This is a genomic window from Streptomyces longispororuber (assembly GCF_014656095.1).
In the GTDB taxonomy this organism is placed as follows: Bacteria; Actinomycetota; Actinomycetes; order Streptomycetales; family Streptomycetaceae; genus Streptomyces; species Streptomyces longispororuber.
On record NZ_BNBT01000163.1, the window covers coordinates 1 to 15,464 of the forward strand.

At 74.7% G+C, this 15,464-nt stretch carries 16 protein-coding genes; 8 read left to right on the forward strand and 8 right to left on the reverse strand.

What is annotated here, in order from left to right; all coding sequences use genetic code 11:
* Window positions 1-125 precede the first annotated feature (125 nt).
* A complete protein-coding gene (locus IE330_RS32700; protein ID WP_190139801.1) occupies window positions 126-1,100 on the reverse strand; it encodes a carbohydrate kinase family protein in 975 nt (324 codons plus the stop codon).
* 179 nt (window positions 1,101-1,279) lie between these two features.
* Between IE330_RS32700 and IE330_RS32705 the strand changes: the two genes are divergently transcribed.
* Window positions 1,280-1,498: a hypothetical protein gene (locus tag IE330_RS32705; RefSeq protein ID WP_190139818.1), complete on the forward strand. Its 219-nt coding sequence runs from the start codon at window positions 1,280-1,282 to the stop codon at window positions 1,496-1,498.
* 159 nt (window positions 1,499-1,657) lie between these two features.
* Window positions 1,658-3,253, forward strand: a complete 1,596-nt coding sequence (locus tag IE330_RS32710; protein ID WP_190139802.1) for a hypothetical protein — start codon at window positions 1,658-1,660, stop codon at window positions 3,251-3,253.
* Window positions 3,254-3,330: 77 nt separating this feature from the next.
* Here the strand turns inward: IE330_RS32710 and erpA are convergent, their stop codons facing one another.
* Window positions 3,331-3,687, reverse strand: coding sequence for an iron-sulfur cluster insertion protein ErpA (erpA, locus tag IE330_RS32715; RefSeq protein ID WP_181659496.1), 357 nt, complete (start codon window positions 3,685-3,687; stop codon window positions 3,331-3,333).
* 242 nt (window positions 3,688-3,929) lie between these two features.
* Between erpA and nadA the strand changes: the two genes are divergently transcribed.
* Window positions 3,930-5,144 (forward strand): quinolinate synthase NadA, encoded by a 1,215-nt coding sequence (gene nadA / locus IE330_RS32720; RefSeq protein WP_190139803.1) that lies wholly within the window; start codon window positions 3,930-3,932, stop codon window positions 5,142-5,144.
* Window positions 5,145-5,291: 147 nt separating this feature from the next.
* Here nadA and IE330_RS32725 read toward each other — a convergent pair whose 3' ends face one another.
* The 4 genes from IE330_RS32725 to IE330_RS32740 all read right to left on the reverse strand — a co-directional run bounded on the left by IE330_RS32725 (window position 5,292) and on the right by IE330_RS32740 (window position 8,558).
* The gene (locus IE330_RS32725) at window positions 5,292-5,972 is read right to left on the reverse strand and encodes a response regulator (protein WP_190139804.1); all 681 of its coding nucleotides are present in this window, start codon (window positions 5,970-5,972) and stop codon (window positions 5,292-5,294) included.
* On the reverse strand, window positions 5,969-7,228 hold the full coding sequence (locus IE330_RS32730; protein WP_229926089.1) for a sensor histidine kinase: 1,260 nt from the start codon (window positions 7,226-7,228) through the stop codon (window positions 5,969-5,971). Before IE330_RS32730 ends, IE330_RS32725 begins: the two co-directional genes overlap by 4 nt.
* A gap of 226 nt (window positions 7,229-7,454) precedes the next feature.
* Window positions 7,455-7,733, reverse strand: a complete 279-nt coding sequence (gene pspAA, locus IE330_RS32735; protein ID WP_190139805.1) for a PspA-associated protein PspAA — start codon at window positions 7,731-7,733, stop codon at window positions 7,455-7,457.
* Window positions 7,734-7,760: 27 nt separating this feature from the next.
* On the reverse strand, window positions 7,761-8,558 hold the full coding sequence (locus IE330_RS32740) for a PspA/IM30 family protein (RefSeq protein ID WP_190139806.1): 798 nt from the start codon (window positions 8,556-8,558) through the stop codon (window positions 7,761-7,763).
* Between the two features lie 207 nt (window positions 8,559-8,765).
* Here IE330_RS32740 and IE330_RS32745 point away from each other — a divergent pair, with 207 nt between their 5' ends.
* From IE330_RS32745 to IE330_RS32755, 3 genes are all read left to right on the forward strand, one after another.
* A complete protein-coding gene (locus IE330_RS32745; RefSeq protein WP_190139807.1) occupies window positions 8,766-9,446 on the forward strand; it encodes a DUF3043 domain-containing protein in 681 nt (226 codons plus the stop codon).
* A 53-nt stretch (window positions 9,447-9,499) separates the two neighbouring features.
* On the forward strand, window positions 9,500-10,198 hold the full coding sequence (locus IE330_RS32750; protein WP_190139816.1) for a class I SAM-dependent methyltransferase: 699 nt from the start codon (window positions 9,500-9,502) through the stop codon (window positions 10,196-10,198).
* Window positions 10,199-10,376: 178 nt separating this feature from the next.
* The gene (locus tag IE330_RS32755) at window positions 10,377-11,447 is read left to right on the forward strand and encodes a S1C family serine protease (RefSeq protein WP_190139808.1); all 1,071 of its coding nucleotides are present in this window, start codon (window positions 10,377-10,379) and stop codon (window positions 11,445-11,447) included.
* A gap of 232 nt (window positions 11,448-11,679) precedes the next feature.
* Here IE330_RS32755 and IE330_RS32760 read toward each other — a convergent pair whose 3' ends face one another.
* Entirely contained in the window at window positions 11,680-11,901 is a 222-nt protein-coding gene (locus tag IE330_RS32760) for a hypothetical protein (protein WP_190139809.1), read from the reverse strand.
* A gap of 89 nt (window positions 11,902-11,990) precedes the next feature.
* Here IE330_RS32760 and IE330_RS32765 point away from each other — a divergent pair, with 89 nt between their 5' ends.
* The gene (locus IE330_RS32765; RefSeq protein ID WP_190139810.1) at window positions 11,991-13,202 is read left to right on the forward strand and encodes a bifunctional adenosylcobinamide kinase/adenosylcobinamide-phosphate guanylyltransferase; all 1,212 of its coding nucleotides are present in this window, start codon (window positions 11,991-11,993) and stop codon (window positions 13,200-13,202) included.
* 43 nt (window positions 13,203-13,245) lie between these two features.
* Here the strand turns inward: IE330_RS32765 and IE330_RS32770 are convergent, their stop codons facing one another.
* A complete protein-coding gene (locus IE330_RS32770) occupies window positions 13,246-14,223 on the reverse strand; it encodes a class I SAM-dependent methyltransferase (RefSeq protein WP_229926090.1) in 978 nt (325 codons plus the stop codon).
* 88 nt (window positions 14,224-14,311) lie between these two features.
* Here IE330_RS32770 and cobT point away from each other — a divergent pair, with 88 nt between their 5' ends.
* A complete protein-coding gene (gene cobT, locus IE330_RS32775) occupies window positions 14,312-15,358 on the forward strand; it encodes a nicotinate-nucleotide--dimethylbenzimidazole phosphoribosyltransferase (RefSeq protein WP_190139811.1) in 1,047 nt (348 codons plus the stop codon).
* Window positions 15,359-15,464: the final 106 nt, after the last annotated feature.

The window sequence follows — 15,464 nt, forward strand, 5'->3', positions numbered from 1 at the left end:
AGCCGCGCACCCCGGCCCCGCTCCCCCGGGCGGACCAGGTCGCGCCCCCGGGCGGGCCGGTGCGCTCCCCCGGTGCGGCCCGGGCAGGACGGATCCGCCCGCCCCGGCCGGGGCGGGCGGTCGCGTCAGGCCAGGTGCGCCTGGACCTCGGCGGCGGCCTCGTGGCCGTACGCCTTGGCGAACCGCTCCATGAAGGAGCTGCGCCGCAGCTCGTACTCCTGGGTGCCGGTCGTCTCGATGACCAGCGTGGCGAGCATGCAGCCGACCTGCGCCGCGCGCTCGTGCGAGACGCCCCAGGCGAGCCCGGAGAGGAAGCCCGCGCGGAAGGCGTCGCCCACGCCCGTCGGCTCGACCTTGGCCTCCTCCTGCGGGACGCCGACCTCGATCGGGTCCTGCCCGGCCGCCTCGATGCGGACGCCGTTGGCGCCGAGGGTCGTCACCCGGTGGCCGACCTTGCCCAGGATCTCGGCGTCGCTCCAGCCGGTCTTGGACTCGATCAGGCCCTTCTCGTACTCGTTGGAGAACAGGTACGTCGCGCCGTCGAGCAGGGTGCGGATCTCCTCGCCGTTCATGCGGGCGATCTGCTGCGAGAAGTCCGCGGCGAAGGGGATGCCCCGGGTGCGGCACTCCTCGGTGTGGCGCAGCATCGCCTCGGGGTCGTCGGCGCCGATCAGGACGAGGTCGAGGCCGCCCACGCGGTCGGCAACGGTCTTGAGCTCGATGAGGCGGGCCTCGCTCATGGCGCCGGTGTAGAAGGAGCCGATCTGGTTGTGGTCGGCGTCCGTGGTGCAGACGAAGCGCGCGGTGTGCAGCGTCTCGGAGATGCGGACCGACGCGGTGTCGACGCCGTGCCGGTCGAGCCAGGCGCGGTACTCGTCGAAGTCGGAGCCCGCGGCGCCGACCAGGATCGGGCGGGTGCCGAGCTGCCCCATGCCGAAGCAGATGTTGGCGCCGACCCCGCCGCGGCGGACGTCGAGGGCGTCGACGAGGAAGGAAAGGGAGACCGTGTGCAGTTGGTCGGCGACGAGCTGGTCGGCGAAGCGGCCGGGGAAGGACATGAGGTGGTCGGTGGCGATGGAGCCGGTGACTGCGATACGCACGGCTGGAAGCTCCTGCGGCGTGTAGCGGCGGCGCCCCGCGCTCCTTGCGGGGCGGTGGCGGACGTCGCGTGGTCGGTTGACGGTTAACGCTATCCGGTGAGGCCGCGTTCGAAGAACTGGCCAAAAATACCTGATAGTAGCCCTTTCTCCCTGGGCGTCGCGGTGCTTACGGTTCCGCTATGACCGTCTTTCCGCAGGACAGGGCCGCGGCACCCGCCGTCGAGCAGGCGACCGACACCTGGGAGGCCTTGCGTGGTGCTTGCACGCGCATGGTTCCGCACTGGGCGGTGCCCGCCGGGCCCGCGGTGGCCCCAGTGCCGCCCTCGCGCATCCACGGGGTCACGGTCCCGGCGGCGTCCGCGCGACTCCTCGACGGCATGTCCGAGTACGGGGACTGAGCCCGGGGCCCGAGGGAACCAGGTGCTCCGCCGCCGCGTCCCATCGCCGTCCCCCACCGGGGGGACGTCATGTACGACGGGACGACGCGGCGCGCACGCTCCGCGACGGACCGCCGTACGGGCTCACCAGGACGGCACGGCACGCGAAGGAGCGATGCGGTGGACACCGAGCAGACGCGGGACGGACGGCGGCGGCGGTCATCCCTTGTGGTGACGTCGGTCGCGGCCGCGGTGCTGCTGGCGGGCGGCGGGACGTACCTGCTCACGGCCTCGTCCGACGACGACGGCGGCGGCGCCTCGGCGGGCGGTGGCGGGACACCGCCCCCGCTCGCCCTCGACGGATACGCGGACGGAAAGGGCGGACACGCCGATTCCGGACCGGACCGTACGAACGGGACGGGCGGCGGCGCCTCGGAGGGCACGGAGGGCATCGCCCCGGGCGAGCCCGACCCCACCGGCGCGACCTACCGGGCGGTGGGCGAGCTGCCGAAGGGACCGGATTCGGCCGCGGTGTACGCGCCGCACGGCGAGGTCACCCGGGACCGCGTGACGCGCCTCGCCAAGGCCCTCGGCCTGTCCGGCACGCCGGTGGCGCGGGGCGACGCCTGGCGGCTCGGTCCGGCCAACGACGGCTCGGGCCCCTCCCTCCAGGTGACCCGCAAGGCCCCCGGCACCTGGACGTTCAGCCGCCACGAGCCCGGGGGCGGCGACAACTGCCGCAAGGGCCGGCCCTGCCCGGACGGCACGTCCCTGGAGACCGGCACCCCCGTCGGGGAGGCGGCGGCGAAGAAGGCCGCCGCGCCCGTCCTCAAGGCCGTCGGCCAGGACGGCGCGAAGCTGGACGCGCGCCAGCTCATGGGGTCGGTGCGGGTGGTCAACGCGTCCCCCGAGGTGGACGGCCTGCCGACGTACGGCTGGTCGACCGGCGTGCAGGTGGACGGGGACGGCCAGGTCGTCGGGGGCAGCGGCCACCTCGTCGCGCCGCGCAAGGGCGCGACGTACCCGGTGGTGAGCGCGGAGAAGGCCCTGGCCCTGCTGAACGCGTCCGGCGACGACCGGGTGGGCATCGGCGGCTGCGCGACACCGGCGCCGCGCACTCCGCAGAAGCCCGGGAAGCCCGCGGTGCCGGAGGAGGCGGCGCCCGGGCCGCGCACGGGGGCGGAGCCGGAGGACGGTACGCCGGGCGCGCGCGAGCAGGCGCCGTGCGAGCCGACCGTGCCGCCGAAGCCGCGGCCGGTGCCCGTGGTGGACGCCACGTTCGGCCTGGCCGCGCACTTCGTGGCCGGGCGGCAGACGCTCGTACCGTCGTGGCTGTTCGAGGTGCGGCCGCAGGGCGCGCCGGAGTCCTCCACGGTGTCGCACCCGGCGGTGGACCCGGCATACCTGAAGGCGCCCGGCATGCCCGGTGACGCCGAGCCGGAGCCCGAGCCCGAGCCCGCGGAGCCGGGGTCCACCGTCACCCGTGACGTCCGGGTCGACGGCTACAGCTCGTCGGGCAGGACGCTGACGCTGCACTTCACGGGCGGGGTGTGCGGGACGTACGAGGCGACGGCGGAGGAGCGCGGCCGGCGGGTCGCCGTCAAGGTCACCGAGACCGGCGAGAAGGGCAGGGTGTGCGTCAAGATGGCGAAGTTCTACACGCTGCCGGTGACGCTGGAGAAGCCGCTGGACGGCCGCAAGGTCGTGACCCCCGGGGGCGCCGCGGTGCCGCGGGACAAGGGCGAGGTGAGGGGCGAGCCCGCGCCGCGGTCGTAGCCCGCGCACACGCATGAAGGCGGTGGCCCCCTGGTCGGGGGGCCACCGCCTTCATGTGGCACGTCGTGCGGTACGTCTTAGCTGAAGGAGTCGCCGCAGGCGCAGGAGCCCGTGGCGTTCGGGTTGTCGATCGTGAAGCCCTGCTTCTCGATCGTGTCGACGAAGTCGATGGAGGCACCACCCAGGTACGGAGCGCTCATGCGGTCGGTGACGACCTTCACGCTGCCGAACTCCTTGACGACGTCACCGTCGAGCGAGCGCTCGTCGAAGAAGAGCTGGTAGCGCAGACCCGAGCAGCCACCGGGCTGAACGGCGACGCGCAGCGCCAAGTCGTCGCGGCCTTCCTGGTCGAGCAGGGCCTTGACCTTGGCCGCGGCGGCGTCGGTCAGGATGATGCCGTCGGTGACGGTGGTGGTCTCGTCCGATACGGACATCTACATCTCTCCCGGGTTGTACGGAGACTGCTTGCCGACCGGTAGCAACCGGCGGGGCCGCGTATTCATTCCCATGCTCGCACACGGGCCCCGACAGGGGATGCGTCACATCGACACTATGGCCATCGTCAAACTGACGTGAAGCGGTTATGATAGATAACGTCAATTCGACGAAAAGCCCCCGGTGCAAGCACCGGCTCCACTGGAGGCGGCTCCGCCGCCGCGACATTTCAGAAGAAAGGGTGCGTGTCGTGACCACCGCCCAATCCCCCGTGGCCGCCGTGGACCTCGGTGACCTCGGCGTTCAGCCGACTCCGCTCGCCCTGCTGCTGCTCGGCCGCGAGGCCGACCCCCGGAGCGAGCGCGGCGTGGAGTGCCCCGGCGACCTGCCCGCGCCGTCGGACCCCGGCCTGGTGGAGCGCGCCCGCGCCGCCAAGGAGAAGCTCGGCGACAAGGTCTTCGTGCTCGGCCACCACTACCAGCGCGACGAGGTCATCCAGTTCGCGGACGTGACCGGTGACTCCTTCAAGCTGGCCCGGGACGCGGCGGCGCGGCCGGAGGCGGAGTACATCGTCTTCTGCGGCGTCCACTTCATGGCGGAGTCCGCGGACATCCTGACCACCGACGACCAGAAGGTGGTCCTCCCGGACCTGGCGGCCGGCTGCTCGATGGCCGACATGGCCACCGCGGAGCAGGTCGCCGAGTGCTGGGACGTCCTCACCGAGGCCGGCGTCGCCGAGCAGGTCGTACCGGTCTCGTACATGAACTCGTCCGCGGACATCAAGGCCTTCACGGGCAAGCACGGCGGCACGATCTGCACCTCGTCGAACGCCAAGCGGGCCCTTGAGTGGGCCTTCGAGCAGGGCGAGAAGATCCTGTTCCTGCCGGACCAGCACCTCGGGCGCAACACCGCGGTCCGTGACCTGGGCATGTCCCTGGAGGACTGCGTCGTCTACAACCCGCACAAGCCGAACGGCGGCCTGACCGCCGAGCAGTTGCGGGACGCCAAGATGATCCTGTGGCGCGGCCACTGCTCCGTGCACGGCCGCTTCTCGCTGGAGTCGGTCGAGGACGTCCGCGCCCGGATACCCGGCGTCAACGTCCTCGTGCACCCCGAGTGCAAGCACGAGGTCGTCGCCGCGGCGGACTACGTCGGCTCCACCGAGCACATCATCAAGACCCTGGAGGCGGCGCCCGCGGGCTCCAAGTGGGCCATCGGCACCGAGCTGAACCTGGTGCGGCGCCTGGCCAACCGCTTCGCCCCCGAGGGCAAGGAAATCGTCTTCCTCGACAAGACGGTGTGCTTCTGCTCCACCATGAACCGCATCGACCTGCCGCACCTGGTGTGGGCGCTGGAGTCGCTGGCCGACGGCAAGCTCGTCAACCGCATCGAGGTCGACCGCGAGACGGAGCAGTTCGCGAAGCTGGCGCTGGAGCGGATGCTGGCGCTGCCGTAGCCGTAGGCGCTGCCGTAGCCGTACGGTGCCGTAGCCATACGGTGCCGTAGCCGCGCGGTGCCGTGCTGATGTGCTGCCGTGCGTACGCGGCAGGGTAAGGGGCGTTCGCCAGGGCGGGCGCCCCTTACCCGTGCGTCGCCCGGGCGGTCAGTCGCCCCGGGGCCGCACCAGGCCCGTCTCGTAGGCGATGACGACCAGTTGGGCGCGGTCGCGGGCGCCGAGCTTGGCCATGGCGCGGTTCACGTGCGTCTTCACGGTGAGCGGGCTGACTTCGAGGCGCTCGGCGATCTCGTCGTTCGACAGGCCCCCGGCGACCTGGACGAGCACCTCGCGCTCGCGCCCGGTGAGCGCGTCGAGCCGCTCGCTGCGGGCGGGGGTGTCCTCGTCCTCACCGTCGCCCTGGGCCAGGAACCGGGCGATGAGCCCCTTCGTCGCGGTGGGCGACAGGAGCGCCTCGCCCGCCGCCGCGACGCGGATGGCGCCGAGCAGCTCGTCGGGCTCGGCGCCCTTGCCGAGGAAGCCGGACGCCCCGGCGCGCAGGGACTGCACCACGTACTCGTCGACCTCGAAGGTCGTCAGCATGACCACACGGACGTGGGACAGGGCCGGGTCGTCGCTGATCATGCGGGTGGCGGCGAGGCCGTCCGTGCCGGGCATCCGGATGTCCATCAGGACGACGTCGGCGGCCTCGGCCTTCGCCAGCCGGACGGCCTCGGCGCCGTCGGACGCCTCCCCCACGACCGCCATGTCGGGCTCGGAGTCGACGAGGACCTTGAACGCGCTGCGCAGCAGCGCCTGGTCGTCGGCGAGCAGCACCCGGATCGTCACGCGGTCCCTCCCCTGGCCGGGGTGTGCTCCCGGCCGCCCTGTTCCGTGGTCGTGACCGGCAGGATCGCATGGACGCGGAAGCCGCCCCCGTAGCGGGGCCCGGCGCTGCACCGGCCGCCCAACGCGCTGACGCGCTCCCGCATGCCGAGCAGGCCGTGGCCGCCGCCGCGCTCGGGGTCGTCGTCGGGCCGCTCGACGGCGTCGGCGCCGGCCCCGTCGTCGAGGACGGTGACCTCCAGGTTCGAGCCCACCCCGACGACGCTGACCTCCGCCTTGGCGTGCTCGCCCGCGTGCTTCTGCACGTTGGTCAGCGCCTCCTGGATGATGCGGTACGCCGCCAGGTCCACGGCCGCCGGGAGCGTCAGGCCGCTGTCGCCGCGGGCCACCTCCACGGGCAGCCCCGCGTGCCGGAAGGTGTCGACGAGGTCGTCGAGGCGGCCGAGGCCGGGCGCGGGCTCGGTGGGCGCCTCCGGGTCGCCGTTCTGGCGCAGCAGGCCGACGGTGGCGCGCAGCTCGCCGAGGGCGGACCGGCTGGCCTCGCGGACGTGCGAGAGGGCCTCCTTGGCCTGGTCGGGCCGCTTGTCCATGACGTGGGCCGCGACCCCGGCCTGGACGTTGACCAGGGCGATGTGGTGGGCGACGACGTCGTGCAGGTCGCGGGCGATGCGCAGCCGCTCCTCGGCGACGCGGCGCCGCGCCTCCACCTCGCGGGTGCGCTCGGCGCGCTCGGCCCGCTCCCTTATGGCGTCGACGAAGGCGCGGCGGCTGCGCACCGCGTCGCCCGCGGCCGCGGCCATGCCCGTCCACGCGAAGATGCCGATGTTCTCCTGCGCGTACCAGGGCAGCGGCCCGGCGAGCATGGCGACGCCGGTGAGACCGGCCATGGTGACCAGGCCGATGCGCCAGGAGGTGGGGCGGTTGGTGCGGGCGGCCACGGTGTACAGGGCGATGACGGCGCACATGACGACCGGGGCCCGGGGACCGGTCGACACCAGTTCCACGAGGGAGAACGCGCTGGTGACGGCGAGCACCGTCCAGGGGGTGCGGCGGCGCAGGACGAGCGTGGCCGCGCCCAGGGTCATGAGGGTCAGGCTGAGGGCGCCCGGGGCGTGCACGTTCCAGGTGGAGCCGTGCTCTCCGTAGGGCTCGGCGAAGGAGCCGATGACCATGCAGAAGAGGGCGGCGGCCGCGAGGACCGCGTCCACGGCCAGCGGGTGCGTCCTGGCCCAGCCCCGGCACCGTTCGAAGTTGGTCACGGCTAAACGGTACGGGGCGCCTTCCGGCGGGGGAACGGAAAGCGGGTTCGGGCCCGCGGGGTTGACGCGCCGCCCCGGACGCGGGGCGGTCACGGCGATCGCCCCGGACGCGGGGAGGACACGGCGAGCACCCGCCGCCACGGGGGCGGTGCCCGGTGGCGGGGCGTGGTGTCAGCCGGGGACGAGGGCGCGGTGTCTGCCGGGGACGAGGGCGCGGTTCGCGGTGTCAGCCGGGGATGAGGCCGTCGTCGGAGAGCATGGCGCGGACCTCGTCGAGCGAGGCGTCCGGCGCGGGGAGGATCAGCTCCGAGGGCTCGAGGGCGTCGTCGGGAAGGGGTTCCCCGAGCTCGCGGACCTTGTCCAGGAGGGCGCCCAGCGTGCGGCGGAAACCGGCCTCGTCGCCGCCCTCCATCTCCTCCAGGAGTTCGTCGTCCAGCGTGTTCAGTGCGGCGAAGTGGCTGTCGGCCAGCTTCACCTGCCCCTCCCCCATGATCCTGACGATCATGACGCCCTCCTCGGACGTGAGCGGTGGCTACTGCTTGTCGAAGCGCGGGGTGTCGTGCGTCCGGGACGCCTGGCCCTGCCCCTGGCCGCCCTCGATGGCGGGCTTGGGCGTGGCACCGGAGCCGCCGGCCAGCTCGGCCTTCATGCGCTGCAGCTCCAGCTCTACATCCGTACCACCGGAGAGCCGGTCGAGCTCGGTCTGGATGTCGTCCTTGGCGAGGCCGGAGGGGTCGTCGAGGGCGCCGGAGGCGAGCAGTTCGTCGATGGCGCCGGCGCGGGCCTGGAGCTGGGCCGTCTTGTCCTCGGCGCGCTGGATCGCCATGCCGACGTCGCCCATCTCCTCGGAGATGCCGGAGAAGGCCTCGCCGATGCGGGTCTGCGCCTCGGCGGCCGTGTAGGTCGCCTTGATGGTCTCCTTGCGCGTGCGGAACGCGTCGACCTTGGCCTGCAGGCGCTGGGCCGCGAGGGTGAGCTTCTCCTCCTCGCCCTGGAGGGTCTGGTGCTGCGTCTCCAGATCGGTGACCTGCTGCTGGAGCGCCGCGCGGCGCGAGAGCGCCTCGCGGGCCAGGTCCTCGCGGCCGAGCGCGAGGGCCTTGCGGCCCTGGTCCTCCAGGGTGGAGGACTGCTTCTGGAGCTGGTTGAGCTGCAGCTCCAGGCGCTTGCGGGAGGTCGCCACGTCGGCGACGCCGCGGCGCACCTTCTGCAACAGCTCCAACTGCTTCTGGTACGAGTAATCGAGGGTCTCGCGCGGGTCCTCGGCCCGGTCAAGGGCCTTGTTCGCCTTCGCGCGGAAGATCATCCCCATACGCTTCATGACACCGCTCATGGGCTTCGCGCGCCCCCTTCTGACGGACTTCCGGCTCCAGCTACTGCGACAGAACCCACGGTACGGGCTCCGTATCCATTACCGCACTGTTCGCGGGTGGATGCGCTCATCCCCAAGGACGACTGCTCCGCCCGCCCATCCGGCGCAAGGAGTAGGTGCGACCCCGGGAACCACCCCTACCGGTCCCCGCCCCCTCTCGACCACACCATGAGGACGCGCGGTGTTGCCGGATCGTTCCCCGGCGGGCTGGGGTCCACACCCGGGCACCCCGTACCCTTGGCTTTTGTGTTCCGTAGCCGATCCAAGGACGAGAAGGCCCCGGCCGCCAAGGCACCGGTGACCGACGTTCCGTCCGCGCAGCCCCGAGACCCCCAGGCCCCCAAGGGCCGACCCACCCCGAAGCGGGCCGCCGCCCAGTCGCAGCGCCGCAGCGTGATGAACACGCCGACGACGCGCAAGGAGGCCGCCAAGCGGGCGCGCGAGGAGCGCCGCGCGAACCTGGAGAAGCAGCGCCAGGCGCTGGCCAGCGGCGACGAGCGCTATCTGCCCGCGCGGGACAAGGGGCCGGTGCGCAAGTACGCCCGTGACTTCGTGGACTCCCGGTTCTGCGTCGCCGAGTTCTTCCTGCCGACGGCCGTGCTCATCCTGGTCCTGAGCCTCGTCCGGGTCGCGCAGCTCCAGAACATCGCGCTGCTGCTGTGGCTCGTCGTGATCGTCCTGATCGTGCTCGACTCGATCACCACCGGCTTCCGGCTCAAGAAGCGCCTGAACCAGCGCTTCCCCGACGAGCACAAGAAGGGCGCCGTCGCGTACGCCCTGATGCGTTCGCTCCAGATGCGCCGGCTGCGGCTGCCGAAGCCGCAGGTCAAGCGCGGAGAGCGGCCCTGAGCCAGGACCGGGGCGCGAGCCCTGGTACGTGGCCGGCGGTGTGCCGGGAGCTGGTGGCCCGGCAGCTCGACGAACAGATCGTGGCGCGGTTCCCGGTGGGGCGCAGGCTGCGGGCGCTCGACGTCGGCATGGGGGACGGCGCGCAGGCGCTCCGGCTCGCCCGGGCCGGGCACGAGGTGACGGGCGTCGAGCGGGACGCCGCCGCGCTCGCCGCCGCGCGGGCCGCGACGGCCACGGAGCCGGAGGGCATCCGGTCGCGGATGCGGATCGTCGAGGGCGACGGGCGGGACACGGGGGTGCACTTCCCGCCGGGCAGCTTCGACGTCGTGCTCTGCCACGGGGTGCTCCCGTACGTGGACGAGCCGGACGCGCTGCTCGCCGGCCTCGGCCGGGTCCTCGCCCCCGGCGGGCTCCTGTCCCTCGTCGTACGGAACGCCGACGCGCTGGCCATGGGGCCGGCGCTGCGGGGGGACTGGAGCGGGGCGCTCGCGGCCTTCGGCACCGACACCTACCGGGACCCCTCCGGGGCGGTGGCGCGGGCGCACCGGCTGGACGCGACGACGGCGGCGCTCGCGGGGATCGCGGCACCGCTGCGGGCCTGGTACGGGGTGCGCGTCTTCACCGGAGCGGCGGTTCCGCCCGCAGGCGGGGCCGACTTCGAGGCCCTCCTCGCCGCCGAGGAGCGGGCGGGACGCACCGACCCCTACCGCGCGGTGGCCTCGCTGCTGCACGTGTGCGGGGCGCGCGACTGACGCGTGCGCGCGGGCGCGACTGGTGCCGGTGCGCGGGCGCGAGTGCCCCGGGCGCGGGCGTGCGGCGGTTCCGGCGCGCGGGTGCGGCTGTCCGGGTGCGTCGGGGTCGTGCCCGCGGCCCCCTGTTCGGAGGCGCCCCGCAGGACGGGGACCGGTCCTCCCCCGAGACTCGGGGGGTATGAGAGCTTCGCGTGTCCTCGCCCTGGCCGCCGCCCTCGCCGCGACCGGCCTCGCGGCCGCCGGATGCACCGGGCAGAGCGGCTCGTCCCGGCAGGGGACGACCACCCAGGCGGCAGCCTCCCGGGCCGCGGCGGCGCCCGCCGCGGCCGACGCGCTGCAGGACGACTACCTGCGGGTCATCAAGGAGGCGCTGCCCTCCGTCGTGCAGATCGACGCCTCCGACAGCCTCGGCTCCGGCGTGGTCTACGACGACAAGGGGCACATCGTCACCAACGCGCACGTGGTGGGCCGGGAGAAGAGGTTCCGCGTCACCACGGCCACCGGTGAGGAACCCCTCGCGGCCACGCTGGTCTCGGCGTACCCGGAGCAGGACCTCGCGGTCATCAAGCTCGACAAGGCTCCGCGCGGTCTGCGGGCCGCGGACTTCGCCGACTCGGGCAAGGTGGAGGTGGGCCAGATCGTCCTTGCGATGGGCTCGCCGCTCGGCCTGTCCTCCAGCGTCACGCAGGGCATCGTGTCCGGGACCGGCCGCACGGTCAGCGAGGGCCGCGCGGGCGGCGGCACCGGGGCCACCATCGGCAACATGGTGCAGACGTCCGCCGCGATCAACCCCGGCAACAGCGGCGGCGCCCTGGTGAACCTCGACGGCGACGTCGTCGGCATCCCCACGCTGGCCGCGACCGACCCGGCCATGGGCGGCGGCGCGGCGCCGGGCATCGGGTTCGCGATCCCCGCGTCGATGGTGCGTACGGTGGCGGACCAGATCGTCGAGAAGGGCCGGGTCACCGATTCGGGCCGGGCGGCGCTCGGCATCAGCGCGCGTACGGTCCTCGGCGACGACTACCGGCCCGCGGGCGTGGCCGTGGCCGAGGTGCGCGACGGCGGCGCCGCCGACCGGGCGGGCATCAGGGCCGGGGACATCATCACCGCGGTCGGGGACGCCGAGGTCACCACCGTCACGTCCCTCGCGGAGGCACTGGCCTCGGACCGGCCCGGGGACCAGGTGCGGGTGACGTACGTACGGGACGGCGCGGAGCGGACCGCGGAGGTCACGCTCGGCGAGGTCTGACACCCGCGGCGCGCGGCGGGCGCCTTCGGGACGGCGTTGGGGCGACGTGGGCGGTGCGGCGTGAGGCAGACAGCCCGGCCGGACAGCACCGCCCGGCCCGGACAGCACGGCCCGAGGCGGACGGCCCGGCCCGGCGCGGACAGCACCGCCCGACGCGGACACAGCGAGGCGGGGCCGGCGGCCCCGCCTCGTTGTGTCGGGCCCGGCTCGTGGAGCGGCCGGGGCCTGGTGTCTAGCCCTGTGCCGCGTCCTGGGCGTGCAGGCTCATCGGGCCGTAGATCTCCGACGTGTCCTCCAGGAGCGTCACCTGGTCCACCCCGCCCTCGGCGAGCTCCTTCCAGTGCTCGCCGATCCAGGTCTCGGCGTCGCCCTGGGTGGTGAACTCCTCCGGCTGCACGGCGGGCCGGACCTCCGTCCCGTCCGCCTTCTCGAACCGCCACGTCCATGCCGCCATGTCAGCCTCCTGAGGTCCAGTGGTGTCCTGAAGCCGCTTGAAGCCTAGCCGGGCGCGCGGCGCCGGGGGCGACGCGGGAGGATCTTCCTGTGGAACTGACTCTGCTCGGCACCGGAGCCCCCGAGGGACTGCCCTGCCCCGGCTGCCCCTGCGCCGCCTGCGCGACCGCGCTCGGCGACCAGGTGCGCGCGGCGACGGCGCTGCTCGTCGACGGTGTGCTGCTGCTCGATCTGACGCCGGGGGCCGCCTTCGCCGCCGCCCGCGCCGGGCACTCGCTCGGCGGGGTGCGCCAGGTGCTGCTCTCGCACCCGCACGACGGGCCCGCCGTGGAGGTGCCGGCCGGGCTGCCGCAGCCGGGCCGGGTCCCGGACGGCCGCGAGCTCGCGCTGCTCACCGGGCACCGGGTGCGCGCGGTCGCCATGGACGCGCCCGGCACCGGCTACGAGGTGACGGGCCCCGACGGCGAGCGCCTGCTGTACCTGCCGCCCGGCTGCGCCCCCGCCGGGGTGGGCGCCGAGAACGGCGGCGGGCAGGCCGTGTACGAGATGGTCGTGGCGGACGTCGTGGGCCGCCCGGACGGGCTCGCGCGGCTGCGGGCGGCCGGTGCGGTCACCCCCACCACGGACGTCGTCGCCGTGCACCTCGGCCACGAGGTGCCGCCGGGCCCGGAGCTGGCCCGGCGGCTCGCGGCGGCCGGCGCGCGGGCGGTGCCGGACGGCACCACGCTGGTGGTCGGCGCGTACGAGGACGTGCCGGACGTGCCGCGCCGCACCCTGGTCCTCGGCGGCGCCCGCTCCGGCAAGTCGGTGGAGGCCGAGCGGCGTCTGGAGGCCTTCCCGGACGTCCTGTACGTCGCCACGGGCGGGCTGCGCGGCGGGGACACCGAGTGGGCGGAGCGGGTGCGGGCGCACCGCGAGCGGCGGCCGGGGTCCTGGCGCACCACGGAGACCTGTGACCTCGTACCCCTCCTCGCGGAGCCCGGGCCGCCACTGCTGGTCGACTGCCTGTCGCTGTGGCTGACGCACGCGATGGACGACGTGGACGCGTGGGACGACGCCGAGTGGGCGGGCGGCGGGGAGCGGGCGCTGCGCAAGCGGGTCGCGGAGCTCACGGACGCCGTGCGGGCCACGCGGCGCACGGTGGTCGCCGTCTCGAACGAGGTCGGCTCGGGCATCGTCCCCGCGACCGCGTCGGGGCGCCGCTACCGCGACGAGCTGGGCCGATTGAACGCCGCGTTCGCGGCCGAGTGCGAGCACGTGCTGCTGGTGGTGGCGGGGCAGGCGCTCCCGCTGCGCGGCTGAGCCCCGGGCGGCCCGGGCCCCGCGCCCCGGTCCCGCGCTCCGTTCACGTACCGGTGTCGACGTCGGCGTCGGTATCGGTGTCGGCGTCGGCGTCGGCGTCGGTGTGGGTGTGGGTGTCGGTGTCGCGGCAGGCCACGACGCGGTAGGCGTTGGCGAAGCCCGTGCGGACGAGCAGCGGCGTGAGCAGGCGTTCGAGGACGTGGACCAGGGCGGGCAGCGGCGCCACCGCCCAGGCGCAGACGCGGCGCGCGAGACGGGCCCGGGGCAGGGCGCGGTCGAGCAGCAGGACGGTCGCGCCGGTCAGGTCGAGCGGGAGGTGCGGGGCGCGGCGCTCGACGTCGACCACGGTGAGGCCGAGCTCGTCCAGGGTGTCGTGGAGCGCGGCGAGGGGCAGCAGGTGCGGGTGGCGCGCCCCGGCGCGGGGCAGCCACCAGCGGCCGAGGAGCCGGGCGCCGCGGGAGCCGGGGTCGGACGCCTCGATCAGCAGGTGCCCGCCGGGCCGCAGCACGGTCCGGGCGGCGGCGAGTTCGGCGCGGGCGTCGGGGACGCGCTCCAGGTGGTGGACCATGCTCACCACGTCGTACCGGCCGGCGAGGCGGGGCGCGAGGTCCGGCAGGCGGCCGCGGTGGGCCTCCTCGACGTGCCCGGCGTCGCGGGCCGCCTCGACGGCCGGGCCGGGGTCGGTCCCGTCGTACGCGGTGTACGGCAGCACGTCCTTGGCCGCGACCGGGAGGCGGCCGAGCCCGGTGCCGACGTCGAGCCAGCTCTCGGGTTCGGCCAGGTGCGCGAGGGCCTGGACGGCGGCCCGGTGGCGCCGCGGGGAGTGCCGGGCGCGGAGCATGCGCGCGACGGGGCCGCCGGGGGCCCGCCGGGCGGTGCCCGGGACGGCGTACGGGGCGCTGTGCGGGTCGCTGTACGGATCGAGGAGCGGGGCGAGGAGCGGGTCGAGGAGGGGGTCGGCGCCCGGGGCGGCATACGAGACGACATGCGAGGCGGCATACGAGGTGGAACGAATCGGCACAAACGGAACGTATGGGGTGGGAGGCGGCGGGGCAACGACGTCAGGGCCGCGCGCTGGTGCGCCCGCCCGCGCCGGTACTGTTCGCCGAATGAGCTCGCTGATTCTCGACGACTTCACCGACCTGATCGAGCGGCCCGACGGAGGGGTGCGCCGCGACGCCGAAGAGCGCAGGGGGCGGCAGGGCCTGCCGCCCGGCGCGCTCGGCCGCCTGGACGAGCTCGCCGAGTGGCTGGCCGCGGCGCAGGGGTCCGTCCCGGTCAAGCCGGTCGAGCGGCCGCGCGCCCTGCTCTTCGCGGGCGACCACGGCGTCGCCGAGCTGGGCGTCTCGGCGCGGCCCGCGGGCTCCGCCGCGGAGCTCGTACGGTCGGTGCTGTCCGGGGCGGCGCCGACGGCCGTGCTCGCGCGCCGTCTGGACGTGCCCGTGCGCGTCGTCGACCTGGCCCTGGACTGCGACCCGGAGGAGCTGCCCGCGCAGGTCGCGGGGCACCGGGTGCGGCGCGGCTCCGGGCGCATCGACACCGAGGACGCGCTCACCGAGGACGAGGCCGAGCGGGCGGTGCGCGCGGGCGTCGCGCTCGCCGACGAGGAGGCCGACTCCGGCACCGACCTTGTCGTCCTCGGCGACATCAGCGTGGGCGGTACGACCCCCGCGGCGACCCTGGTCGCGGCGCTGTGCGGCACCGACGCGTCCGTGGTGACCGGGCGTGGCGGGCAGCCGATCGACGACCTGGCGTGGATGCGCAAGTGCGCGGCGGTCCGGGACGCGCTGCGGCGCGCGCGGCCGGTGCTCGGCGACCAGTTGCAGCTCCTCGCGGCGGTGGGCGGCGCCGACATCGCCGCCATGACGGGGTTCCTGCTGCAGAGCGCGGTACGGCGTACGCCCGTCGTCCTGGACGGCGTGGTCGCGTCGGCGGCGGCGCTGGTGGCCCAGCGGGTCGCCTTCCGGGCGCCGGACTGGTGGCTCGCGGGGCACGACAGCGGTGAGCCCGCGCAGGCCAAGGCCCTGGACCGGATGGCCCTGGAACCGCTGCTCAGCCACGGCGTCAAGGTCGGCGAGGGGCTGGGCGCGCTGCTCGCGGTGCCGCTGGTGCGGGCGGCCGCGGCGCTCGCCGCGGAGGTCCCGGTCACCGAGTAGCCGTCGGGCTCCCGGTCGCCTGGGAGCCTGCCGGTCGCCGGTCGCCGGTCGCCGGTCGCCGGTCGCCGGTCGCCGGTCGCCGGTCGCCGGTCGCCGGTCGCCGGTC